Raw genomic sequence first — 24,450 nt, forward strand, 5'->3', positions numbered from 1 at the left:
ACGTGGCCAGCGCCCGCTTGAAGAGGGGAAATGAATTAGGCACTTGCGTCTCCGTCTGGGTTTCTTGACGGGACAGTCGCCATGTCTTTGCCCTGTCCGTCGTTTATCGATGAACCCAGATTAAGCGCAAATACGATCGAATACAGCCCTGCATTTCCATGCAGTGGAATTGAGATCAGGCCTCGGCGGGCGTGCGTGGGGCGTGCTTGGGGCCGGCATGGCCGCTACCGGCATCCCGAGACCACCGTCACGACAAGCGGCCGCGGGCTACTCCCGAGATGATGGCCGGTCAGGCCAATCCATGAAAGACGTTCAGCCCGGGTACACAGGCGACGCCACCGGCTTGTGCATCATGAAGCGGTCGCGGCCGTTGCGCTTGGCCTCGTACATGGCTGCGTCGGCTTTTTCGAGCAGGAACTCCAGCGCTGGCGACGCCGGGATTTCGCAAACCGCGCCGACGCTGATGGTGACGCACGGATGCTCTGGCCAGCCGCCGTGCGGCAGCGCCAGCGAGCGCACGGCATTGAGCAGGCGCAGGCCGACTTCCCGTGTATTGGCTGGCGTGATCGTTGGCAGCACGATGGCGAACTCTTCGCCGCCAACGCGGGCGCAGAAGTCGCCGGGGCCGTTGCGCATGGCTTCGCCGATGGCGGCGGCAACGCGGCGCAGGCATTCGTCGCCATGCACATGGCCGTGGCGATCGTTGTACTGCTTGAAGTAATCGACGTCGATGATCAGCAGGCCGACGGGAATGCCTCGCTCAAACGCGTCGGCAATCGCGACGGCGGCCTCGCGCTGGAAGTAGCGCCGGTTGCGCGCGCCGGTGAGCGCATCGCGATAGAGGTCCGCCTCGATGCGTGAGAGCTTTTCCTCGGTCTCGCCGAGCCGCACCGCCAGGCTGGAGTTTTCCAGCGTCAACGCGTGCTCGCGCGAGCGAAAGCGCGTGACGTCGCGCAGGAACACAATGATCCCGACCGGCTGCCGGTTCAGGTTGCGCACCGAATCCACGGTGAGCTCGTAGTCGACGCGCGCCTCCGAAATCAGGTGCGAGCCGCCGCTGCCGGGCGCGCCGCTGCGGCTGGCGGCAATCGCGTCCCGCCAGGCCGGCGGAAACGTGCTGCCCCGCTCCACCTCCACCAGCAGGCGCCGCGCGGCGGGGTTGAAGTCGACGATGATGTCGTTGGCATTTACGATCACGCAGCCCTCTTGCAAGGCATCGAAGACCCTGAGCCTGGCGTAGTGGCCAACGTCATCCAGATGCCTGCGCAGCGCGCATACCCACACCAGCACCGCCGTCACCGCGAAGGTGGCGGGGGTCAGGTCGCCGCCCAGCGGCCCCGTCCATCCGCGCAAGTACGCGATATTGGCCACCAGCGGCAACGCCAGGCCGCCCACAAGCACCGCCCTTCCCCCGCGGGTCAGGCTGCTGCTTGGTACCCGGGCCGTCAGCAGGAAGTAAACGCTGATCAGCAACAGCAGGTAGGTGTAGGCGGCCGCCGCGGCGTATCCCGGGCCATGGCCGAAGACGGCGCCCGGCGGCGCGCCCCCCGGCACCAGCTGGATCGATGTCCAGATCAGGTGGTGCCGTTCGTTGGTAAAGACCAGGGCCAGCGTCACGATATTGATGACGATGGGCAGACAGAGCAGCGACCAGGGAATGACGAATCTTGGCCGGCTGAGCTGGATCATGGCGCAGAGCCAGCCGATGGGCACGGCGACAATGCCCACATATTGCACCTTGGCCCACAGGATGCGTGTTGCCAGGTCGGCGGAGTTCAACTCGAGCAGGCGGCCGCCGCTCCATAGCGCGCTCCCCAGGGCCAGCGCCAGGAAGGCCTTGACGATGGGGTCGTCCCGCCGCGTCCAGGTTGCGACGGCAACCGTTAGACTTCCGACGACCGCAAAGGTGAGACAGAGGACAAGGGGATACGAAGGCATTCGGCCGGTTCCAGGACACGCCCGCCGGCAGCGCCAGCGGTGGGTTCTCCGGTCGGATTATAAAGCGGCGCGGCGGGGCCGATCCGTGTCGCGGGGAGGCTGAGGCGCTTCCCGGGACGCATGCCCTCATGTGCACGATCCTCGAACTGGCCGTTTAAGCCGTTCGGACATCTCCCCCCCTCAAAACCCCAACTGCCGCGCGGCCAGGTCTTTCATGATTTCCTCCGACCCGCCGCCGATCATCATGACCTTGACCTCGCGGTATACCCGCTCGCTCAGGGTGCCACGCATGAAACCCATGCCGCCCAGGATCTGCACGGCCTGGTCGGCGCAGAACTGCATGGCCTGGGTGGCCTGGATCTTGGCCATGCAGGTGCGCGCCACCAGTTGCGCCGGGTCTCCGGCCTGATGCTGCACGCGATAAGCCAGGTCGTAGACGAGGTTGCGGGCGGCTTCGATGCGCAGGGCCATGTCGACCAGCTTGTGGCGGATCACCTGGCGCTTCACCAGCGGGTGGCCGAAGGTGCTGCGCTGGCGCGCCCAGTCGAGTGCTTCCTGCAGGCAGGCTTCGGCATAGCCATAGGCGCTGGCGCTCATCCCCAGCCGCTCGGCGTTGAAGTTGCGCATGATGATCTGGAAGCCGCGGTTCTCTTCGCCAATCAGGTTGGCGGCCGGGATCCGGCAGTTGTCGAAGTGCAGGTGGGCGGTGTCGGAGGCGAGCCAGCCCATTTTCTTGAGTTCGGTGCGGGTCAGGCCGGGCGGGTTGCCTTCGATCAGCAGCAGGGAGATGCCGCCCGCGCCCTTGTTGGCGGGATCGGTGCGCACCGCGGTGGTGATGAAGTCGGCGCGCATGCCGGAGGTGATGAAAGTCTTCTCACCGTTGACGATGTAGTGGTCGCCGTCGCGCACGGCCGTGGTCTTCAGGCTGGCCACGTCGGAGCCGCCGCCGGGCTCGGTAATGGCCAGGGCGGCGATCTTGTCGCCAGCGATGACCGCGGGCAGCACGCGTTCCTGCAGCGCCGGGCTGCCGGCCGCGACGATGGGCGGCACGCCGATGGAGTGGGAGTGCAGCGATGCGTTGACGCCGCCGGAGCCGCAGCGGGCAAACTCTTCCGCCTGGATCAGGTGATAGAAGATGTCGCCGGGCGTGCCGCCGAAGTGTTCCGGGTAACCGAGCCCGAGCAGGCCGACTTGCGCGGCGCGGCGGTACAGCGAGCGGGGAAAGGTTCCGGATTCGTCCCAGTCGTTCACATACGGCGTGATCTCGCGGGCGACGAAGTCGCGCAGCGTGCTGCGGAACTGTTCGTGCTCGGCGGTGAAATAGTGCGCAAGGGGCGGCAGGGTCAGGAGGCGCATCGTGGGTCCTGTCAGTGGGCTTTCGGGTCGGGGGTGGCGTGCGGCATGCAAGCCGGCATCCCTCGACCATAGGCCGCGCCGTGCACTTCGTCTTGCGCTTAGTGGTTGGCCTGGGCAAACCCAACCCACCGCTTAACCAGGCGGCATGCGATCAAGCTGCCGGGCGGACGCATCCAGCCCTTGCAGGATGCTGTCCGCCACCTTTTGCGGGAAGCCTTCCGGCAAGGCGGCGCTGACCGTGGCAATGACCGCCGGCGTCTGCGCAATGAGCCGCTGAACTATGCCTTCGGCATCCGGGCCGTGGAAGCACTTGGGCGCCATGGCGTTGAAATGCCGGCGCTGCACGTCCTTGAACAGGTAGTGCCGGTTCTTGCCGGCCACCGCCATGGCCAGCTTGGCCTTGTGCCATGACCACCGGTTTGCCCCATTGCCGACCACCGGCCAGATCGACATCACGTCATAGAGCGGCGTCATCCGGTAGCGCCCACCCGGCAGCAGGCGGATGCTGAAATTCTTGGCATGCCCGTCGGGCGCCGCCAGCATCCAGAACAGGATCTGCGTGGTGAGGAAGATCTCCAGGTCGTCGTCGGCATGGGTCGATTGCCGCAGGATCTGGGCGATGTCGCGCATGCCCGGGCCGCCATCCGCTTCGTACTTCAGGTGCGGGGCGACGCCGAGCGCCTGGCAGAAATCCTCCTGCGGCAGGCGCAGGATCCAGCCTCCCGAGGAATGCATCTGCCGGTCGAAGCGCTGCACGCTCAGGACCTTCTGGCTGGCGAAGGTTTTGATTTCGCTATGTGCCACCGGCAGGCCGTAGGCGGCGAGGATGGTCAGGCAGAGCCACTCGTTCTCGACCGAGGTAGTGAGGTCGGCCCGCTTGTTGCCCACCAGCCCGAGCGGCAGCTTGAGGATGTGGGTGGTGGGCGTGGCGCCGTGGGGCTTCATCCACTGGTTGCCGTGCCACAGCAGCGCGGTCTTTTCCTGCGCGCCGGCCAGGGAGATGCGGAAGTCATCGTCATCGTCCTGCGCGCCCATGCCGGTGGGGCTGACCGTCTGCCGCAGCAGCTTTTCAATATCGGTGTCGGATTGCGGCGTACCGTCGATGCGGTCATGGCCCGCTGGCTGTTCGTTCTCGCCGAGCAATTGCACGGCGCCGACGCAATCGCGGCCGATGGCTTCCAGCAGGTCGAAGGCTTCCGTGGTTGCCGCCTTGAAACGCGTGGCCAGGCGCTTGCGGATGGCATCGCTGTCGGGCAGCAGGTTGTCGAAGTAATTGCGCACCCGGTCGCCCTTGAGCGGTGAGGTATCGACGCCGAAGGGCAGCGACAGGGAGAGTGGGCGCCCGGCGGGCGAGGCCAGCCAGCCTGGGTCGTATTGCAACTCCATGTCGCCCCGCGTGGGGATGCGCCACGTCCCTACCCGCTCGCCATTGGCCCATACCGACAACGCCCGCGCATGCGATCTGCGGCCCATGGCTACCACTCCACCGGCGAGGCTTCGGCGTCCGCCGCGCGTTTATCCTGCACGACGAGTTCCAGGCCGAGCACGCTGATCAGGGCCAGCAACTGGTCGGCGCTGATGCTGCCCGGGTTGAGTTCCATGTGGGAGATGCGGCTCTGGCTGACATCCAGCCGCGCGGCAAGGTCGGTCTGGGACAGCTTGGCGGCACGCCGTGCGGATTGCAGCACTTGCCCGAGCTGGCTGGGAGTGGTGAGCAGCTGTTTCATCTTGGTGATCCGGAGTTACCCATGAAATGCGTGATCTCACTTTACAAACAATATGGGTAAATTGCAAATACCAATTTAATGGGTATTCTTCAATTACCCATGTCATGCTTAATGGATGCCCACCGAGCTGCCGCCATACGCCGCGACCCAGCCACTTTCCGCAAGCCTTGCCCCACGCTACTTGGCTACGCTTGCCGCTCTGACCTGCCCCGGGTCCTTGCCGCATCCAACTTGACATCCAACGCCAGGAGAGTCCGCATGATTGCCAACCCGCCGCCCGCCACCATTGGTGCCGCCCTCCGCCAGGCCAGCCGGCGGTGGGGCCAGCGCACTGCCTACCTCTGCGGGCAGCAGGCCCACGGCTTTGCCGAGATGGAGGCCAGTTCCGCGCGGCTTGCCTGTGGCCTGCTTGGCCTGGGCATCGCCCGTGGCGAGCGCATCGGCGTGATCGGCCTGAACCAGATCGAGTGGCTGCAGCTGTTCTTTGCCGCGACGCGCATCGGCGTGGCGGTGGTGGGCCTGAGCGTGCGCTACCGCGACAACGAGATCGAGCATATGGTCAACGACAGCGCGGTCAAGGCGGTCTTCACGGTGCCGGAGTGCGAGGGCTTCGATTTTCCAGGCATGCTGGCACGGCTGGGTCCGCGCATGCCGGGCTTGTCGCACGTGGTGCTGATCGACACGGCGCCATCGGCCGACACCGGCTCGCTGCGGCTTTCCACGCTGCTGGCCACCGCGCCGGACCCGGCCGTGCTGGAGGCCGCCGAGGCCCAGGTTGTGCCGGAGGACCCGGCCATGGTGATCTACACCTCGGGCACCACCGGGCGGCCAAAGGGCGCGGGACTGTCCCATTTCAGCATGCTGGCAGCGGCCCTGGCGCAAGCGCGCCATGTGCGTACGAGCGAGGCCGACCAGCTACAGCTGGCCCTGCCCTTGAACCACGTGGGCGGCATCACCTGCGGGGTGCTGAACTTCCTGCTCGGCGGCGGTACTTGCGACCTTGTGCCAGCCTTCAAGGCGGACCTGGTGCTCGCCAGGATGCGCCAGCACCCGCCCACCATCTTCTCGGGCGTGCCGACCATGGCCACGCTGCTGCTGATGCATCCCGACTCGGCCAAGGTGGACTTCTCCTCCGTGCGGCTCRTGATCGTGGGCGGCGCCACCGTGGATGCTGCCCTGCTGGAGCAGTTGCAGGCCCGCATGCCGCAGGCGACGGTGATGAACCTGTATGGCCTCTCGGAATCCTCTGGCGCGATCGTCATGACGCCCTGGGACGCGCAGCGCCAGGACCTGATGCAATCGATCGGCCGTGTGTTCGATACCGCCGAGGTACGGGTGGTCTCGTTTTCCGGCGAAAGCGTGGCTGCGGGCGAAATCGGCGAGCTTTGTTTCCGTGGCGCGGGCGTTTGCCCGGGCTATGTGGGCAGCGCGGCCGGGGCGGACGGATTCGATACCCAGGGCTGGCTGCACTCGGGCGACCTGGGTTATGTGGACGAACGCGGCTATATCCATCTGAAGGGGCGCAAGAAGGATATGTATATCCAGGGTGGCTTCAACGTCTATCCGGCCGAGATCGAAGGCGTGATCGCTCGGCACCCGGCGGTGATGATGGTCGCCGGCATTGGCGTGCCCGACCCCGTGCTGGGCGAGATCGGCCGCTATTACATCGTGCCCAAGCCCGGCTGCCAGGTCACCGAGCAGGAAATCCGCGCGTATTGCGGGACCCGCCTGGCCGATTACAAGGTGCCGCGCCAGGTGGTGCTGCGCGATGCGCTGCCGCTCACGCCGGCCGGCAAGATCCTCAAGGCGGCCTTGCGCACGGAGGACGCGCCGGATACCCCTGCCCGGCCCGCCTAGCCGGGCATGCCACTGCCCACCTCCGCACGCTCGCCAATCAGGGCGAGCTTGCGCGAGCCGGCAAAGATATCGCTGGGTTTGAGCCCGAAAGCCTGGCGGATGGAGTGGCTGAAGTGCGTGGAATCCGGATAGCCGGTATCCAGGGCCACATGCGCCAGGTTGGAGTTCTGGGTGACGTAGTGCAGCAGGCTGCGGGCGCGCTTCCAGGTCCGAAAGCTGCGGAACGGCGTGCCGACATCCTCCTTGAACAGATGCAGGAAGCGCGAGAAGGACAGATGGGCCGATGCGGCGCATGACTCGGCCGTGGCCGTGGCCGAAGGCGCATTGCGGATGCGCTGCACCGCAGCCTCGATACGCGGGTCCAGCTTGCGCGGCGCCAGCGCGTGCCCGAAGAAAATCTGGTCGAAGCTGTCGGCCTGCAGTTCCAGCTCCCGGCCGCGCTCGCTCAGGTAGGCATGCGCCTGGCGCACATGGCGCACAAAGGCCGGATCGTCCACCGGCCCTGCCCGCTCGCGTATCACCGGCGGCAGGCGCGCCAGGTCGATGCTCTCCGCTTCCAGCGCGAGGTCGCAGATCATGCGGTCGTCGCAAGCGACCGAGTGCGGCATGTACGCCGGCACCACCGCCAGTTCCGTGGATGCCCAGGGCCCGTCGTCAAACCGGATGCGAATGGGTGCGCGCAAAGCCACATAAATCAGCAGCCCACCCATGGTGCGGACCGAAGGCGAGCCAAGCAGGCCGGCGTAGAACAGCCTGTCGGGGGTGAGCCACATCACCCGGCCGGCTCCGTCCCGCGCGCCAGACGCCACGGTCGTCGCTGGCGGGCACGCAATGCCTTGTGCTTGCATCCGCATGTCGTTGTCTCCTGCTGGCGCTGTCCGCGCACCGATGGGGGCGTCGCCAGGTCTGCCAGTTATTTGCTCTCGGTGCGCCGCCATGATGCGATGCAAAAATGCGACGCAAAAAGCAGCGTAGCCGGGGCTGCCGGCTACGTCTTGCGTCAGGTGGCTATGCCCGCCACAGGCTGGCCCGGTGCTCAGCCCTTGTCATGGCGCTCTTCATGGCGCTCTTTGTGCTGCTCATCGTAATGCTCGCGATACTGCTGGCGCAACGCGAACTTCTGGATCTTCCCGGTGGAAGTGGCCGGCAATGCCGCCAGCAGCAGCACTGCCTTGGGCACTTCGAAGCCGCCCAGGTGGGCCTTGCAGTGCGCGCCGAGCTCGTCCTCCTCCACCCGCGCGCCGGGCTTCAGGGTCACGAAGGCCGTCACCGCCTCGCCCCAGCGCGCATGCGGCAGCCCGACCACCGCCGCATTGGCCACGGCGGCATGGCGCAGCAGCACTTCTTCGACCTTGATCGAGGGCACGTTTTCGCCGCCGCTCTTGATCATGTCCTTGATGCGGTCGAGGAAAAGCAACTGGCCATCCTCGTCCAGCACGCCAAGATCGCCGGAGTGATGCCAGCCAAAGCGCTGCACGCGGGCGGTAGCCTCGGGGTCCTTGTAATAGCCCAGCATCACGTTCGGCCCGCGAAACACGATCTCGCCGGGCTCGCCGGGGCCGAGCAGCCGGCCGTCGTCGCTCATCACCGCTACCTCGTTGACCACCGTGCCCACGCCCCAGAAGGCGCCAAAGCGCTTGCGCTGCTCCTGCGCCTCGAAGATGGTGGCCGCCGGGTACATCTCGGTCTGGCCCGAGCACAGGACGAAGTTGGGGCAGAACGCATCAAGCAGGCGCAGCAGCAGGTTCTTGGGCAGCGGCGCCATGCCGTAGATGCACAGCCGCACGCTGGAGAGGTCGGTCGCGGCGAACTGCGGGTGCTCCAGCATGGCCCGGTACATCATCGGCAGCGCCACCACCACGGTGACGCGGTGCCGGGCCAGGTCCGCCAGCACCCGGGCCGGATCGAAGCCGCGCCCGATCACCACGGCATGGCCGCCCAGCAGCGCGCTCATGGTATTGCCGTGCTGCGCGCAGTGGAACATGGGCAGCAGGCAGGTAAAGACCTCCCGCGCCGTCCCGCAGCCGGTATCGACCAAGTTGGGCGCCAGCACCGAATGCACCGAGTCGTGGGAGTGCATGACGCCCTTCTGCGGGCCGGTGGTGCCGCTGGTGTACATGATCTGTGCCAGTTGGCCGCTGGCGATGTCCACATCTGGCAACGTGGCCGGCTGGCCGGCCAGCGCGTCGGCATGCCGGGTAACGGCCAGCCCGGCCAGTCCGGCCATCTCGCCTGCCACCTCGCCCACCGGCTCCAGCAACACGACGGGAATGCGCAACGCCGCGACCAGCTCGCCGATGCCGGGCCGCGCCAGCACGGACGCGTCCGCCACCAGGCGCGTCACCTCCGCGTGTTCCAGGATGTACCGGATCGCATCCGGCGCCAGCGCCGTGTTGATCGGCACCCACACCATGCCCGCTTTCTGGATGCCCAGCAGCGCCACGATCATGTCGATCGAGTTGTTGCACAGCATGCCGACACGCTCGGCGCTGCGCATGCCCTGGGCCAGCAGGTAGTGGGCAAACTGGTTGGTGGCGGCGTTCAGCGCCGCGTAGCTGAGGCTGTGGTCGCCTTCGATCAATGCCGTCCGGGCGCCGAAGCGCCGGGCGCAACGGTGGATCACATCGCCCAGGGCGATGCGCCCGATGCGCTCGCGCGCCTGTTCCGTTGCAGTGCTCATGGTTGTCTCCGGTTGTTCATGGATGCCGCTCCCGCTCAGTTCATCTTGGGCGGCGGCAGCAGGTCGCTGGCCGGGATCCACTTGTCGCCAGCCACCTTCATGATGCGGATGCGGTCGTTGCTCAGGCGGTTGGTGGCGGAGACATTGAAGCCCGGGTTGCCCAGCGCGTCCTGCGGTAGCTTGGTCGACTCCATGGCAGCATTGAAGGACTCCGCGCTCAGGTTGCGCCCGGCCTTGTCGGCAATGGTGGCGAAGGTGGTGTAGGCGTAGTAGCTGAACATCGAGTACACGCCCGGGTCTTCATTAAAGCGCTTCTTGTAGGCGGCCGCCCATTGCCGTACCGCCGGGTTTGCATCGTCCGCATAGGGCAGCATGATGAAGGCCGCCGCGTGCAGGCCTTCCATCGCCTTGCCGCCCAGCAATGGCACCTGGTGCGCGTAGTTGGCCGAGGTGCCGGCGAAGACCGGGTTGAAGCCGATCTTGCGCGCCTCCTGGACCGAAGCAATGTACTCGCGCATCGTGGAGGCGTTGAACACCAGGTCGCAGTTGGCCGCCTTGAGCCGCGCCATCTGCGAGGAAAAATCGGTGGCGCCGCGCTTGTATGACACCTTCTCCACCAGGGTCATGTTCCTGGTCTTGAGGTAGGCCTGCACGCCCTCCACCGACTCCCGCCCGTAGTCGTCGTCCTGGTACAGCGCGCCCACCCGCTGGTAGGGCTTCTGTTTGAAGAAGTAATCCATGATGGTGGTGGACATCAGGAAGTTGGACGGCCCCAGCGCGATCTTGTACGGGCTGGCCGGCTCATACATGTCGCGCGCGGCGCTCTGCGGCATGAAATTGAAGACCTTGCTTTGCACCAGGAACGGCAGCGTGGCCATATTGGGCGCGGTGCCCAGGTGGCCGATGATGGCAAACACGCCATCCTGCGTGACCAGCTTCTGCGCGGCCAGCACGGCACGCTTGGGCTCGTAGCCGTTGTCTTCCACCACCACCCGCAGCTTGCGCCCCTGYACGCCGCCGCGGGCGTTGATCTCCTCCACGGCCATGGTCATGCCGTTGCGCGACTCCTTGCCGTAGTTGACGATCGGCCCGGACATATCGGTGATCAGGCCGAGCACGATTTCCTTGTCGGTGACGCCGCGCGTCTGCGCACTCGCACCGGCGCTGAGTGCGAGCGCAATGGCGGCGATGGTGGTCTTCAAGATCATGGTTGTCTCCTTGTCTTATCGGTTTGTTGCTTAATGGGTGGATCGCTTAATGGGTGGATCGCTTAATGCGTGGATGGCTTGACGCGTGGATTGCCTTGGCTTCAATGCACGCTCTGTGGCGGCTTGGGTCCCGACTGGATCCTGCCTTGCGCGGACCGCGAGTCCGGCGGTAATGAGATAGGCGCATGGCCCTGTGCCTGGCCGTCCGGCACCGCGGCATCGGCCGCGGGCGGCGGCGCGGACCAGTCGGACAAGCGCTGCCCGCCGCGCGCCAGCGCCGCCAGCAAGGGGGAGATGTCCCAGTAGTCGTAAGGATTGCCGCGCAGGCGGGCGTAGCGCTCCAGCCCGGCTTTGATGCGGGGCAGGCCAATGCTGTCCGCCTGCCACACGGGGCCTCCGAGATAATCGGGAAAGCCATAGCCGGCGGTCCACACCATGTCGATGTCGCCGGGCCGGCTGGCCATGCCCTCCTCCAGCAGCTTGGCGGCTTCGTTGATCAGCGGAAAAATCAGGCGCTCGACGATCTCGGCGTCGGCGATGTCGGTGCGGCGGGCGATGCCGTGCGCGCGGCCCAGCGCGGCGCAGATGCGCTCGGCCTCCGGGTCCGCCACCGGCTCGCCTTCCGGGTAGCGGTAGTAGCCCGCGCCGCTCTTGCAGCCGAGCCGTCCCAGCATGAACAAAGTGCGCACCACCGCGCGATAGGCGGGATCCGGCGGCAGCCCCCCGGCCTTGCCGTACTCCAGCACGATCTTGGCGCCCGTGTCGATCCCGGCCAGGTCCAGCATGCGGCACGGCCCCATCGCCATGCCATAAGCCTGCATCACGGCATCCAACCGCGCCGGGCTCACGCCTTCCATGAGCAGGAATTCGCTCTCGCGCAGGTAGGCCTCTGCCATGCGGTTGCCGATAAAGCCAAAGCACACGCCCGTCACCACCGCCACCTTGCCGAGCCGCCGGGCCAGGTGCATGGCGGTCATCAGCACATCCGGCGCGGTGGCGCTGCCGCGCACCACTTCGATCAGCCGCCCGCCATTGGCCGGGTTGCGGAAATGCAGCCCGGCGAAATCCTCCGGCCGGCCGCAGGCCTCGGCCAGCACCTCCACGTCCAGCGTGGAAGTATTGGTGGCAATGATCGCCCCGGGCTTGCAGATCTGGCCAAGACGGGCGCACACCTGCTGCTTGAGCGCCATGTCCTCCATCACCGCTTCGATCACCAGCTCGCAGCCGGCCAGTGCGTCGTAGTCCAGCGTGCCGGCAATCAGGCCCATGCGCCTGTCCACCTGATCTGGCCGCAGCCGCCCGGCCGCGGCACCGGCCTCGTACTGGGCGCGCACGGACGCCAGGCCCTTGGCCAGCGCCACGTCGCTGGCCTCAACCAGCGTTACCGGCAAGCCGGCGTCCGCCAGGCTCATGGCGATGCGCCTGCCCATGGTGCCGGCGCCCACCACCCCGGCCGTATGCAGCGCACGCGGCGTCATGGCCGAAGGCACCCCGGACACGCGGGCCGCCTGGCGCTCGGCAAAGAACAGGTGGCGCAGCGCCCGCGATTCCGGCGACGCCACGCAGGCGGCAAGCAAGGCGGCCTCCACCGCTTCGCCCTCGGCGAACGGCAGGGTTGCCGCCGCCTCCACCGCTCGCACGATAGCCGCGGCTGCGGGGTAGCACGCGCGCTCCTGCGTGGCGTGCCGCAAGGCCTGCGCGAAGAAATCCGGCGGCAGCCCGGCGACAGGCACGGACAGCGTCGACAGCCGGCGCGGCGGCGCCCGCCGCGCCAGCAGGTCTTCCAGATAGCTAAGGCCAGCGGCCAACGGCTCGCCCGGCACCAGCGCATCGACGATGCCGGCGGCCAGCGCCGCCTCGGCGTCGAGCATGCGCCCGCTCAGCATCAGGTCCAGCGCCAGGGCCGCGCCGCAGGCGCGCGGCAGCCGCTGCGAACCCAGCGAGCCGGGCAGCAGCCCCAGCTTGATCTCGGGCAGCCCGACCTGCGTGCCGGGCACGGATACACGGTAATGGCAGGCCAGCGCCAGTTCCAGCCCGCCGCCCAGCGCGGTGCCGTGCAGCACCGCCGCGACCAGCCGTTCGCTGGCTTCGATCCGGGCCAGGATGCGGTTGTAAGGCGCAGCCGTGAAATCCGGCGCATCGAACTGGGCGATGTCGCCGCCCGCCACGAAGGTACGGCCCGCGCACCAGATCAGCAAGCCATCGAGGGAGGAATCGGCCTCGAAGGCGGCCACCTTGGCATCCAGCCCCGCCACCGTCGCCACCGAGAGCGCGTTTACCGGTGGATGGTCGATGCACAGCAGGCCGATGCGGCCGTGCCGAACCAGGCTGACGGGAACCGCTTTGTCTGCATCGCTCATGGCGCCTCCGGTTGGGGCCGCTTGCGTTCAGGCCACCTTGGCCAGGTACATCGACTCGATCAGAGCGCTGTATTTGTCGTTGACCAGCTTGCGCTTGAGCTTCATGGTGGGCGTCAGTTCCTCGTCTTCGGCGCCAAGACGGGTCTCGATCAGCCGGAATGCCTTGATCTGCTCGACCCGCGCGAACTGCTTGTTGACACGGGCGATTTCCTGGCCCACCAGCGCGATCACCTCCTTGCTGCGGCACAGCGAGCCGTAGTCGGAGAAATGCACGTCGTGCTCCTGCGCCCACTGCTCCACGTTGTCCTGGTCGATCATCACCAGGCAGCTCAGGTAGGGCCGGCGGTCTCCGATCACCACGGCGTCGGTCACATAGGGGCTGAACTTGAGCTGGTTCTCCCACTCGGACGGCGTGACGTTCTTGCCGCCAGCGGTGATGATCAGGTCCTTCATGCGGTCGGTGATATAGAAGTAGCCCTGCTCGTCCACCCGGCCCACGTCGCCGGTGCGCAGCCAGCCGTCGGCCATGGTCTCGGCGGTCTTGGCGGGCAGGTTCAGGTAGCCCATGAAGACCTGCGGGCCCCGCACCAGCAGCTCGCCTTCCTGCGAGACCCTCACCTCGGTATGCGGCAAGGCAATGCCGATGCTGCCCGGGCGCGTGCGGCCCGGCGGGTTGCAGGTGGCCGCGCCGGTGATCTCGGTCATGCCCCATAGCTCGTGCAGCACGATGCCCAGCGCCATATACCAGCGGATCAGGTCAGGCGAGATCGGCGCCGCGCCGGTCACCGCCAGCTGCACGCGGTTCAGGCCCATCATGCGGCGCACATTGCCCAGCACCAGCGTATCGGCCAGCCAGAGCTTCAGGCGGGCGGCCAGAGGCAACGCCGTGGCCTGCCCGTCCTCGCGCACGCGGGCCTGCCCGGCGGCCAGCGCCCAGTCATAGGCCCAGCGCTGCAGGCGGGTCGCTTCCCGGACAGCAATGGTCACGCTGGAATACAGCTTCTCCCACACGCGAGGAACCGCCAGGAAGGCGTCGGGCTGGATCTCGCGAATGTTGTCGAAAATGGTGTCGGGGTTCTCGACAAAGTTGACGACGGCACCGGACAGGATCGAGTAGTACTCGCCAAAGATCCGCTCCGAGACGTGGCACAGCGGCAGGAAGGCCATGCGCTCGCCGATGGTGGTGGCTGGCAGGAACTCGCGCAGCGTCAGGCAGCTGCGCAGCACATTGCGGTGCGACAGCATCGCGCCCTTGGGCCGTCCCGTGGTGCCGGATGTATAGACCAGCACCGCCAGCGCGTCGGCGCTGCCGGCGGCCAGCCGCGCGGCCACCAGCCCCGGTTGCCGCGCCCGCGCTTGCCTGCCGAGCGCCAGCAGCGCGTCGAAGCCGAGCACGCCGGGGTCATCGAAGCCGGACAACCCTTCCATGTCGTACACGATCGCCTTGCGCAGCCGTGGCAGGCGCTCGCGCACCTCCAGGTACTTGTCCAGCTGCTCCTCGTTCTCGACGAAGAGCATGACGCTGCCCGAGTCGTGGCAAAGGTACTCCACCTGCGCGGGCGAATCGGTCGGATAGATGCCGCTGACTACCGCACCGGCGGTGAGCGCGCCCAGGTCGCTCCACACCCATTCCCGGTTGGTATTGGACAGCACCGACACCACCTCGCCCTCCCGCAGGCCCAGTTCGGCCAGGCCGGCGGCGACATCGGCCACGATCTCGCCCACTTCGCGCCAGCGATAGCTGCGCCAGACGCCGAGGTCCTTTTGCCGCATCATCACGGCGTCGGCGCGCTGGGCCACGGCGTGCCAGAACATCTGCGGCAGGGTCTCGAATGCCGCTTCGGAAAGGGGCTGCATGGTGCGCGCTGTCGCCATTGCCGTTGCCGTTGCCATTGCCATTGATTGCTCTCAACTTGGTGATCGACTTGGTGATCGTTTAGCGCCCTACCGCCAGGTCTTGCGCTTTTTCCAGCGGCGCTCGCCGCGCACGCCGTTGTCCTTCATGCCGAGGTAGAACTCCTTGATATCGTCCTTCTCGCGCAGCACGGCGCAGGTGTCCTCGGCCACGATGCGGCCGTTCTCCAGCACATAGCCATAGTCCGCCGCGTTGAGCGCCATATTGGCGTTCTGCTCCACCAGCAAGATGGTGGTGCCACGCTCGCGGTTGATGCGCACCACGATCTCGAAGATGTCCTTGGTGAGCTTTGGCGACAAGCCCAGGCTGGGCTCGTCGAGCAGGATCAGCTCGGGCGCGGCCATCAGCGCGCGCGAGATCGCCAGCATTTGCTGCTGGCCGCCCGAGAGCAGGCCGGCATCCTGCGCAGCACGCTCGCGCAGCACCGGGAAGTAGCCGTAGACCATCTCCATGTCGCGCGCCACGCCGTCGCGGTCGCGCCGCGTATAGGCGCCCATCAGCAGGTTGTCGCGCACCGACAGCAGCGGGAACACCTCCCTCCCCTCGGGCACGTGGCTCAGGCCGCGCCGCACGATCTGCGCCGGATCCATCGCAGCGATGCTCTCGCCCTTGAAAGCGATGCCGCCGCGCGTCGGGTCCAGCACGCCGGAAATGGTCTTGAGGATGGTGGTCTTGCCAGCGCCGTTGGCGCCCAGCACGGTGGCGATGCTGCCACGCTGCACGGCAAGGCTCACGCCCCGGATCGCCTTGACCGGGCCGTAGGCGCTTTCCACGTTGGCCAGCGCCAGCACGGGCGTGTCCTGGATTTCGCGCATCTTGTCAGCGCCTTGCATCAGGTTCATGCCGCCCTCCGCAGTGACGCTACGTCGTCCACGGTGCCCAGGTAGGCTTCGATCACGCCGGGGTGCGCCTGGACCTCGGCCGGCGTGCCCTGCGCCAGCACCTGGCCCTGGTTCATTGCCAGCACCCGGTCCGAGACGCGCGACACCAGGCTCATGTCGTGCTCCACCATCAGCACGGTGATGCCCAGCTCGCTCTGGATGTCGCGGATCCACCAGGCCATGTCCTCGGTCTCTTCCACATTCAGCCCGGAAGACGGCTCGTCCAGCAGCAACAGCCGCGGGCTGCTGCACAAGGCCCGCGCCAGCTCCACCACCTTGCGCACGCCATAGGGCAGGCCCGCCACCAGCGCGTCGCGGTGCGCCTGCAGGTCGAGCAGCTCGATCATCTCCTCGGCCTTGTGGCGCGCGGCCAGCTCCGCGCGGCGCGCGGCGGGGGTAAACAGCAGGTCTGCCCAGAAGCCGCTGGCGCGATGCGTGTGGTGGCCGATCAGCAGGTTCTGCAGCACCGTGGCGTGCTCGAACAGCTCGATATTCTGGAAGGTGCGCGCGATGCCCTGCGCGGCGATCGCGTGTGGCGGCAACCGCGTCAGGCTGCTGCCTTGCCACAGGATCTCGCCGCTGGTGGGCGGATAGATACGGCTGATCAGGTTGAACACCGTGGTCTTGCCAGCCCCGTTGGGCCCGATCAGCGTAAAGACCTCGCCGCGCCGCACATCGAAGCTCACGCCGCCAAGCGCCAGCACGCCGCCAAAGCGGACCGACAGGTCGCGCACGCTGAGAAGGGTGTCTGTCATGTGCGGGCCTCCTTATTTCAGGCGCTCGGAGCGCTGGAAGGCCTTCTGGCGCCGGAACATGCCCTGGCGATAGAAGGGAAACAGTTCCAGGTACGTGCGGATCTTGCACCAGCGCCCGTACAGCCCCATCGGCTCGAACAGCACGAAAGCCATCAGCACCAGCCCGTACACCAGCGCCTGCAGGCCGCTGGCTTGCCCGATGGCAGGCGGCAGGAGATCCTTCGCCAGCACGATCATCTGCGGCATGACGATCAGGAAGATCGCGCCAAGAAACGCGCCATGCACGGAGCCCAGCCCGCCCACCACAACCAGCAGCAGCAAGTCGATCGACTGGGCAATGCCGAACTGCTCGGGCGAGATATAGCGCAGCTTGTGGGCATACAACGCCCCCGCGATGCCAACCAGCGCGGCGGACAACGCAAATGACAAGGTCTTGTAGCGCGCCAGGTGGATCCCCATGCTCTGCGCCGAGATCTCGGAGTCCCGGATGGCGATGAAGGCCCGCCCCGTGGCGCTGCGCAGCAGGTTGAGCACGGCCAGCGTGGCCAGCAGGCAAACCGCGAGCGACAGGTAGTAGAACGCCACCGGCCCGTCAAGCACGTAGCCCCACAGCTGCGGCGCGGCCACCGGCAGGCCGGCATTGCCGCCGGTCACGCTCTCCCAGCGCGCCAGTACCTCCTCGACGATCAGGCCGAAGGCCAGCGTGGCGATCGCCAGGTAGATGCCCTTGACGCGCAATGCCGGCAGTCCCACCACCACGCCCGTCAGTGCCGACAGCGCAGCCGCGGCCAGCAAGGCCGGTACGAAGGGCACACCGTGGCCGGTCAGCCAGGCCTGCGTATAGGCGCCCACGCCAAGGAAGGCCGCGTGGCCGATCGACAGCAGCCCCGTGTAGCCGGACAGCACCATCAGGCCCAGGCCCGCGATGGCGTAGATCAGCACAAAACCAAGCTGCGCGATCCAGTAGCTGCTGGCCCAGCCCGGCGCGATCAGCAGGCAAGCCATCAGCAAGCCGTACCAGAACACATGGCCCGGGTGCCTGGCCAGGCGCAGGTCCTGGCGATAGTCGGTCTTGAAGAGGAATCGCATCGCGTGTCTACACCTTTTTGCGCAGGTTCTCGCCGAACAGGCCGTTCGGCTTGACCACCAGCATGATCAGCACCACGACATAGGCCGCGACGTCCTTGAAGCCCTCGGGCAGGTAAAAGCCCGCCAGCGACTCCACCACGCCGATCACCAGCCCGCCCACGATCGCGCCCGGCAGGCTGCCGAAGCCGCCCACCACCGCTGCGGGGAAGGCCTTGAGGCCGAGCATGCCCATGCTGGCGTGGACAAAGGTGATGGGCGCCAGCAGCAGGCCGGCGATCGCGGCCACCGACGCCGACAAGCCCCAGACCAGCCCGTTGAGCCGCCGCACCGGAATGCCCATGTAGTAGGCGGCAAGCTGGTTCTGCGAGCTGGCCTGCATCGCCACGCCGATGCGGCTGTAACGGAACACCAGGTAAAGCACCACGCAAAGCGCTGCGGTGACGCCGATCACCGCCACCTGCTCCACGCTCAGCACCAGCGCGCCAGTGCGCCACACCATGCCCTGGTAAGGCACCGGCAAGGTATGCGTGCCGGCGCCGATGCCCGGCACCATGGTGATCAGGCCGCGCATGACGTAGCCCATGCCGATGGTCAGCATCACCACGGTGAACTGCGGCTGGCCCAGGATGGGGCGAATCGCCAGGCGCTCGACCAGCATGCCGAAGCCGGCCATGCACGCCACCGTCAACGGCACGGCAAGGACCAGCGGCAACCCGAGCATGGTCAGCACCACGCCAGCGAAGGCGCCCAGCATCATGAACTCGCCTTGCGCGAAGTTCACCGTCTCGGTTGCCTTGTAGATCAGCACAAAACCCAGGGCGATCAGCGCGTAGATGCAGCCCAGCGCAATCCCCGAGATCGTCAGTTGCAGGATCTCCAATCTTGTCTCCTGTGCCGGCCGCCCTTTGCCGCGCGCGGCCGGGGGCGATCTCGGAATTGGGTGGGTCAAGCGCGCCCGGTGGCACCGGGCGCGACGCGTGCCGTCTTGCGCTTCGCCGCGTTGCGATTGCTGCGACTGCTGCCACCGTAACAAAACTACCGGCGTGGCTCTTGTGTGGACTGGCTGTATATGGACTGGGGATTACCCATGGTTGGCGCACCTGGCGCGGTACGCCGCCAAGGGATCAGCGGCGCACCAGCGCCACCGCAAGCTCGAATGCGCCGCCGGGATGCGCGACAGCGTCAAACGGCGGCTTGGGCCATTCCCATTGCCGGGCGGGGAACAGCGCGCGCATGGCGTTGATGTCGCAGTGATACGGCGGACCATCCACCACGCCCTGGCCAGCGCTGTCGCGGCGCATCTGTTTGGAAGTTTCCGATTTGGCAGGGCGACGCTGTTTCTTTGTACGGCGTTGGTTTTTGCACCCAAGAGACCATACGACATTGCCCTGCCGGGGGTGTCGCTGTTTATTTCATCGGCGATGGCGTTTGCACCCAAGTGCCATACGACATCCCCCTGCGGGGGCTGCCGGTCACTCTTCTTTGCGTCGGCAAAGAAGACTAACGAGAAGAAAGCCGACCCTGCCGGGCGCAGAGCAATCGGGCTTATGTGGGGCGCTGGTTTCGTCGTATGGCCAGCGGTTCTGCGGGCATCTGCCGGTACCGGATTAAGGGGCCACGAATCTGCCGATTTCCGGGATTCGTAGTACGGCCCCCGGTAGCGGAATCCTTGCCCGTTCGCCAATCTGCCGTTACCGGTGCGAAGTACCACGACACATCGCCTGCCAGTGGTTTCGTGGTGGGGCGGGCGCGGTGGTGAAGGTCTTGGGCTAATCAAGGCGGTGCCACCGCGCCCACGACGGAACCGGTGCGTCTGCAACTTCGTGGCCGGCCACTGCGCGAGCGACAGACGGCTTGAAGCAAGTGATGTCCGCTACCGGGGGCCTCACCACGCATCCCGGAAGCTGGCAGGTTCGTGGCCAGTCAAGCCGGTACCGGCAGATGCCCGCCGGAACTCTGGGCCGTACGACGCAACCACCGAGGCCCAGATAGCCTTATTGCTCTGCGCCCGGCAGGGTCGGCTTTCTTCTCGTTAGTCTTCTTTGCCGACGCAAAGAAGAGTGACCGGCAGCCCCCGCAGGGGGATGTCGTATGGCCCTTGGGTCCAAAAACCATCGCCGCTCAAAGAAACAGCAACCAGCCCCGCCATGGACCACCCACCCAACATCCAATCCCCTATCCCATCCCCCTCAACCGCACCTTCAACACCTTCCCCGTTGGATTACGCGGCAACGCCGCCACCACCCGCAACGCACGCGGCAGCTTGTAGCGCGCCAGGCGCGGCTGCGCGAAGGCTTGCAGTTCCTCCAGCGTCAGGCTGGCGCCCGGCTTGAGCGCCGCCACGGCTACCACGTGCTCGCCCCAGCGCTCGTCGGGCGCGCCGATTACGGCGACTTCGGCAATGGCTGGGTGCTCGTACAGCACGCTTTCGACTTCGGCCGGGTAGACGTTCTCGCCGCCGGTGATCACCATGTCCTTCAGGCGGTCGCAGACGTAGTAGAAGCCGTCTTCGTCGACATAGCCGACGTCGCCGGTGCGGAACCAGCCGCCTTCGTAGAAGGCCGCGGCGGTGGCGTCCGGGCGGTTCCAGTAGGCTTTCATGATGTTGCCGCCGCGCGCGCAGATCTCGCCGCGGGCTTGTGGCTCGGTCAGTGGCTTGCCGTCGAAATCGCGGATGCAGACTTCGGTCATCATGGCTGGCGTGCCACAGGAGCCGAGCTTGTCCTGCGCGCGCTCCGGGGCGAGGAAGGTCGTCGCGGCGGCGGTCTCGGTCAGGCCGTAGCCCTGGTTGACCGGGATGCCGCGCCCGGCGAACAGGCGCAGCAGCGGCTCGGGCATGGGTGCGCCGCCGACCGAAATGCTCCGCAGGCTGGACAGGTCCGCCCGCGCGAAATCCGGGTGCTGGCTGACGAACAGCAGCATGGCGGGCACCGCGAAGCTGACCGTCACGCGGTGCTCGGCCACCGCCTGCATCACGGCAGCGGGGTCGAAGCTGCGCTGCAGCACGAGATGGCCGCCCGCCATCAGGATGGGCAAGCTCACGCAGCACATGCCGCCAACATGGAACAGGGGCGCGAAATTGAGCGCGACATCGGTGCTGGCGAGGTCGCTCAGCATCATCACGTTCAGGTTGTTGGCCCAGAAGTTGCCATGCGTGAGCATGGCGCCCTTGGGGTGTCCGGTGGTGCCCGAGGTGTACATCACCGCGGCCACCTCATCCGGGCCGGTGGGCACGGGCGGTGGCGCGGCATCGGCCTGCGCCATCCGCGACAACAGGCCTTCCCAGCCCGGCGCATCGGTGCGGCGCAGGTAGCGCTGGCATTCCAGCGTCGGGCGCGCTTCATCGATCAGGCCGGCGTAGTCTTCATCGGCAAACAGCGTATGCACGCCGGCATCGTTGAGGATAAAGGCCAGCTCCGGCCCGGTGAGCCGGAAATTGAGCGGCACGAAGATGGCGCCCAGCCAGCCGCAGGCGAACTGCGTCACCAGGAACAGCGGGTCGTTCAGGCCCAGGTAGCCCACGCGCTGCCCGCGTCCGACGCCGCCCGCAGCCAGCACGGCGGCCATCTTTTGGGCGTCGGCCACCAGCTCGGCATAGGTCCAGGTCTGCCCGGCGCAGGTCAGTGCGGGGCTGCGGGGGCTGCGCGCAGCGCGGCGGCACAGCCATTGCGCCATGCCGAGCGCCAGGAAGGCGGCGCTGTCCGGCTGGGTGGGCGATGCATTGTTCATCGGCGGCTTCCTTGTTCAGTCGTTGCAGACACCGTCGGCGCGCCCTGCCCGGCGCGCGCCGCGCCGGTTGTTTTACCTGCCGGTCCAGACCGGCCTGCGCTTCTCGTTGAAGGCGGCCAGGCCTTCGCGCGCGTCTTCGGTCATCGCCAGCAGCGCGATCTGGCTTTCGGTATAGGCGATGCCTTCGGAAAAGCTCATCGACGCCATCGCTTGCATGGCGTACTTGCCGCGCCGGATCGCGGTGGGCGACTTGTCGGCCACGCGGGCGACCAGCCATTCGGTGCGCGCGTCCAGCTCGCCCGGCGCGGCCAGGTGGTTGACCAGCCCGGCGGTCTTGGCCTCGGCGGCGGAAAACGGCTCGCCGCTGATGCACCACTCGCGCACCAGCCGCGGCGGCGCCAGGGTCTGCAGCAGGCTCAGCACCTGCATCGGGAACACGCCTACCTTGACCTCCGGCAGGCCAAACAAGGCGTTGTCGGCGGCTACCGCCATATCTGTCATGCACAGCAGCCCCATGCCGCCGGCCATACAGGTGCCGTTGATCCGCGCAATGCTGGGCAGCGTGGCTTGCTGGGATTCGCGCAGCATGTCGGCGTAATCCACATTGGGCTGCGAGAGGTCGAAGGCAAAGCCCTTGCCCGGCTGCAGGTCGCCACCGGCGCAGAAGGCTTTGTCGCCGGCGCCGGTCAGCACGATGGCGCGGATGGCGGGGTCTGCGTGCGCGGCGCGGTAGCCCGCCCGGATGCCGGCCACGACTTCCTTGTTGATGGCGTTGCGCTTGTCTGGCCGGTTGATGGTGATCCAGAACGCGGCGCCGCGTTTTTCATGGAGGACGGCTGGGGTTTCCGATTCGCTCATGGTGCTCCGCAGGTTAGGCTGTGTCTGTGTGTTGGGATGCGGTCTGAGGGGTGACGTGGCAACCGGATCAGGCCGCTCGGACCGCTCAGGCCGCTCAGGCCGCAGCCTTGACCGGTTCCGCCGGCGGCGCCTCGAACTCGATCTCCGCGATCACGCGCATGGCGGCAGCCTGGTCGCCAACCTGCACGTGCACGGCGCCCACCCGGCCGGCGGCCGGGGCTACGTGGATGTGTTCCATCTTCATGGCTTCCAGCGTGACCATGGGCTGGCCCGCCTCGACCTGGTCGCCGGTGGCCACCATCACGTTGACCACGCGGCCGTTCATGGAGGCGCGCAGCTTGCCGTCTCCGGCAGCCTCGCCAGCCCTGGCGGCGGCGGCCCGCGTGTGGTCCTCGATGCGCAGCGGCGTGCCCTGATAGTGCAGCAGCAGCGTGCTGGCGTCGCGATGGAAGGTGGCGCTCTCGACCAGGCCATCGCAGTTGAAACGTACCGAATGCCCGGTTAGCGCGATGGTCTCGAAGGCAAAGCGCGCCTCGCCCATGGCAACCTCGAAGCGATTGCCTCCGCTAAATGCCAGGCTGGCCTGATGCTCCGCACCGTTGACCCGGAAGCGCAGACCGATGGGCAGCGTGGGGGCCAGGCTCGCGGCTGGCGCGCCCGGCTGGCGCTCCGGCGAGGTTTCATACAGGAGCAGCGCCGCCAGCGCGGCGGCGCGCTGGCGTAGTGCCGCATCGGGTTGCAGCAGTGCGTCCTGGTGCTGGCCGATGAAGGCGGTGGTGGCCTCTCCCGCGGCAAAGGCGGGATGGGCGAGGCAGCGGGCAAGGAACACCTGGTTGGTGGTGACGCCAAGCGCCACCAGGTCTTCCAGGCCTTGCGACAGCTTGCGCCGCGCTTCGTCGCGTGTCCCGCCGTAGCTGATGAGCCTGGCGATCATGGAGTCGTAGTACGGCGGGATCGCGGCGCCACTGCCCAGCGCATGCTCCACGCGCAAGGCGGGCGGGGCCTGCCACAGTGCCATCTCGCCGCTTTGCGGCATAAAGCCTTGATCGGCGTCTTCGGCGCACAGCCGCACTTCGACGGCGTGGCCGGAAAAGCGCACGTCGTCCTGCTTGAGCGGCAGTGGCTCGCCCGCGGCAATCCGCAGTTGCAGCGCCACCAGGTCCAGGCCGGTGATGGCCTCGGTCACGGGATGCTCCACCTGCAGCCGCGTGTTCATCTCCATGAAGTAATAGTTGCCGTCGCGGTCGAGCAGGAATTCCAGCGTGCCGGCGCCTTCGTAGCCGATCGCCTTGACGGCGGCCACGGCGGTGGCGCCCATGCGGGCCCGCAGCTCGGGGCTCACCGCGGGCGATGGTGCCTCCTCGATCAGTTTCTGGTGGCGCCGCTGCACCGAGCAATCGCGCTCGCCCAGGTGGATGGCGTTGCCATAGCGGTCCGCCAGGATCTGGATCTCGATATGGCGCGGTTCCACCACGGCCCGCTCCAGGATCACCTCGGGATCGCCGAAGGCGCCCTGCGCCTCCGAGCGCGCGCTGCGCAGCAGCTCGGGAAAGGCCCGCGCGTGCGGCACCAGCCGCATGCCCCGCCCGCCCCCGCCTGCCGTGGCCTTGATCATGACCGGGTAGCCGATGCGCTCGGCCTCGGCGCACAGGCGCGCCTCGTCCTGGTCCTCGCCCTGGTAGCCCGGGATGCACGGCACGTCGGCGGCCATCATCAGCCGCTTGGCGCCAGCCTTGTTGCCCATGGCCACGATGGACTCGGCCGACGGGCCGATGAATACGAGCCCCGCCTCGCGGCAGGCGCGGGCAAAAGCGGCATTCTCCGCCAGGAAGCCGTAGCCGGGATGCACGGCATCGGCGCCGCAACGCCGCGCCGCCTCGATGATGGCGTCGATGCGCAGGTAGGACTGCGCCGGCTGCGCCTCGCCGATATGCACCGCCTGGCCGGCCTCCTGGACATGGCGCGCGCCGGCATCGGCGCTGGAGTAGACCGCCACCGTGCGGTAGCCCAGCGCGGTGGCGCTGCGCATCACGCGCAAGGCGATTTCGCCCCGGTTGGCGATCAGGATCTTTTGAAATGGCGTGGGCTGCTTCATGG

The 24,450-nt window shown here is 67.2% G+C and carries 18 protein-coding genes; 1 reads left to right on the forward strand and 17 read right to left on the reverse strand.

From position 1 onward, the window contains the following. Nucleotides 1–312 precede the first annotated feature (312 nt). The 4 genes from AB4061_RS05745 to AB4061_RS05760 form a co-directional block, all read right to left on the reverse strand. Nucleotides 313–1,938, reverse strand: coding sequence for a histidine kinase N-terminal 7TM domain-containing protein (locus tag AB4061_RS05745; RefSeq protein WP_441631746.1), 1,626 nt, complete (start codon nucleotides 1,936–1,938; stop codon nucleotides 313–315). A gap of 180 nt (nucleotides 1,939–2,118) precedes the next feature. Continuing rightward, a complete protein-coding gene (locus tag AB4061_RS05750; RefSeq protein ID WP_441631748.1) occupies nucleotides 2,119–3,294 on the reverse strand; it encodes an acyl-CoA dehydrogenase family protein in 1,176 nt (391 codons plus the stop codon). Nucleotides 3,295–3,426: 132 nt separating this feature from the next. After that, on the reverse strand, nucleotides 3,427–4,767 hold the full coding sequence (locus AB4061_RS05755) for a type II toxin-antitoxin system HipA family toxin (RefSeq protein ID WP_441631750.1): 1,341 nt from the start codon (nucleotides 4,765–4,767) through the stop codon (nucleotides 3,427–3,429). A gap of 2 nt (nucleotides 4,768–4,769) precedes the next feature. After that, nucleotides 4,770–5,021, reverse strand: a complete 252-nt coding sequence (locus tag AB4061_RS05760; protein ID WP_441631752.1) for a helix-turn-helix domain-containing protein — start codon at nucleotides 5,019–5,021, stop codon at nucleotides 4,770–4,772. 258 nt (nucleotides 5,022–5,279) lie between these two features. On the opposite strand from AB4061_RS05760, the gene AB4061_RS05765 reads away from it, so the two are divergent. Next, nucleotides 5,280–6,878 carry an AMP-binding protein gene (locus AB4061_RS05765; protein WP_441631754.1) on the forward strand — a complete coding sequence of 533 codons (1,599 nt, stop codon included), beginning with the start codon at nucleotides 5,280–5,282 and terminating at the stop codon, nucleotides 6,876–6,878. On the opposite strand, the gene AB4061_RS05770 is transcribed toward AB4061_RS05765, so the two are convergent. The 13 genes from AB4061_RS05770 to AB4061_RS05830 all read right to left on the reverse strand — a co-directional run bounded on the left by AB4061_RS05770 (nucleotide 6,875) and on the right by AB4061_RS05830 (nucleotide 24,448). Beyond that, nucleotides 6,875–7,732 (reverse strand): helix-turn-helix domain-containing protein, encoded by an 858-nt coding sequence (locus AB4061_RS05770; protein ID WP_441631756.1) that lies wholly within the window; start codon nucleotides 7,730–7,732, stop codon nucleotides 6,875–6,877. The genes AB4061_RS05765 and AB4061_RS05770 overlap by 4 nt on opposite strands. Before the next feature lie 182 nt (nucleotides 7,733–7,914). Next, nucleotides 7,915–9,558, reverse strand: coding sequence for a class I adenylate-forming enzyme family protein (locus AB4061_RS05775; RefSeq protein ID WP_441631758.1), 1,644 nt, complete (start codon nucleotides 9,556–9,558; stop codon nucleotides 7,915–7,917). A 35-nt stretch (nucleotides 9,559–9,593) separates the two neighbouring features. Then, on the reverse strand, nucleotides 9,594–10,766 hold the full coding sequence (locus tag AB4061_RS05780) for an ABC transporter substrate-binding protein (RefSeq protein ID WP_441631760.1): 1,173 nt from the start codon (nucleotides 10,764–10,766) through the stop codon (nucleotides 9,594–9,596). A 101-nt stretch (nucleotides 10,767–10,867) separates the two neighbouring features. After that, nucleotides 10,868–13,126, reverse strand: a complete 2,259-nt coding sequence (locus AB4061_RS05785; RefSeq protein WP_441631762.1) for a 3-hydroxyacyl-CoA dehydrogenase NAD-binding domain-containing protein — start codon at nucleotides 13,124–13,126, stop codon at nucleotides 10,868–10,870. A gap of 27 nt (nucleotides 13,127–13,153) precedes the next feature. After that, a complete protein-coding gene (locus AB4061_RS05790; protein WP_441631764.1) occupies nucleotides 13,154–14,983 on the reverse strand; it encodes an AMP-dependent synthetase/ligase in 1,830 nt (609 codons plus the stop codon). Between the two features lie 87 nt (nucleotides 14,984–15,070). Continuing rightward, on the reverse strand, nucleotides 15,071–15,883 hold the full coding sequence (locus AB4061_RS05795) for an ABC transporter ATP-binding protein (RefSeq protein ID WP_441631766.1): 813 nt from the start codon (nucleotides 15,881–15,883) through the stop codon (nucleotides 15,071–15,073). Continuing rightward, nucleotides 15,880–16,677 carry an ABC transporter ATP-binding protein gene (locus tag AB4061_RS05800; RefSeq protein ID WP_441631768.1) on the reverse strand — a complete coding sequence of 266 codons (798 nt, stop codon included), beginning with the start codon at nucleotides 16,675–16,677 and terminating at the stop codon, nucleotides 15,880–15,882. The genes AB4061_RS05795 and AB4061_RS05800 overlap by 4 nt, the downstream gene beginning before the upstream one ends. 12 nt (nucleotides 16,678–16,689) lie before the next feature. Then, nucleotides 16,690–17,766: a branched-chain amino acid ABC transporter permease gene (locus tag AB4061_RS05805; protein ID WP_441631770.1), complete on the reverse strand. Its 1,077-nt coding sequence runs from the start codon at nucleotides 17,764–17,766 to the stop codon at nucleotides 16,690–16,692. A 7-nt stretch (nucleotides 17,767–17,773) separates the two neighbouring features. Beyond that, a complete protein-coding gene (locus AB4061_RS05810; protein ID WP_441631771.1) occupies nucleotides 17,774–18,646 on the reverse strand; it encodes a branched-chain amino acid ABC transporter permease in 873 nt (290 codons plus the stop codon). Nucleotides 18,647–18,890: 244 nt separating this feature from the next. Beyond that, nucleotides 18,891–19,067, reverse strand: coding sequence for a hypothetical protein (locus AB4061_RS05815; protein WP_441631773.1), 177 nt, complete (start codon nucleotides 19,065–19,067; stop codon nucleotides 18,891–18,893). 874 nt (nucleotides 19,068–19,941) lie between these two features. After that, nucleotides 19,942–21,495 (reverse strand): acyl-CoA synthetase, encoded by a 1,554-nt coding sequence (locus AB4061_RS05820; RefSeq protein ID WP_441631775.1) that lies wholly within the window; start codon nucleotides 21,493–21,495, stop codon nucleotides 19,942–19,944. Between the two features lie 72 nt (nucleotides 21,496–21,567). Continuing rightward, nucleotides 21,568–22,353 carry an enoyl-CoA hydratase/isomerase family protein gene (locus AB4061_RS05825; RefSeq protein WP_441631777.1) on the reverse strand — a complete coding sequence of 262 codons (786 nt, stop codon included), beginning with the start codon at nucleotides 22,351–22,353 and terminating at the stop codon, nucleotides 21,568–21,570. A gap of 94 nt (nucleotides 22,354–22,447) precedes the next feature. Continuing rightward, nucleotides 22,448–24,448 carry an acetyl-CoA carboxylase biotin carboxylase subunit gene (locus AB4061_RS05830; protein WP_441631779.1) on the reverse strand — a complete coding sequence of 667 codons (2,001 nt, stop codon included), beginning with the start codon at nucleotides 24,446–24,448 and terminating at the stop codon, nucleotides 22,448–22,450. Nucleotides 24,449–24,450 lie beyond the last annotated feature (2 nt).

Source organism: Cupriavidus sp. YAF13, assembly GCF_052113425.1.
GTDB lineage: Bacteria > Pseudomonadota > Gammaproteobacteria > Burkholderiales > Burkholderiaceae > Cupriavidus.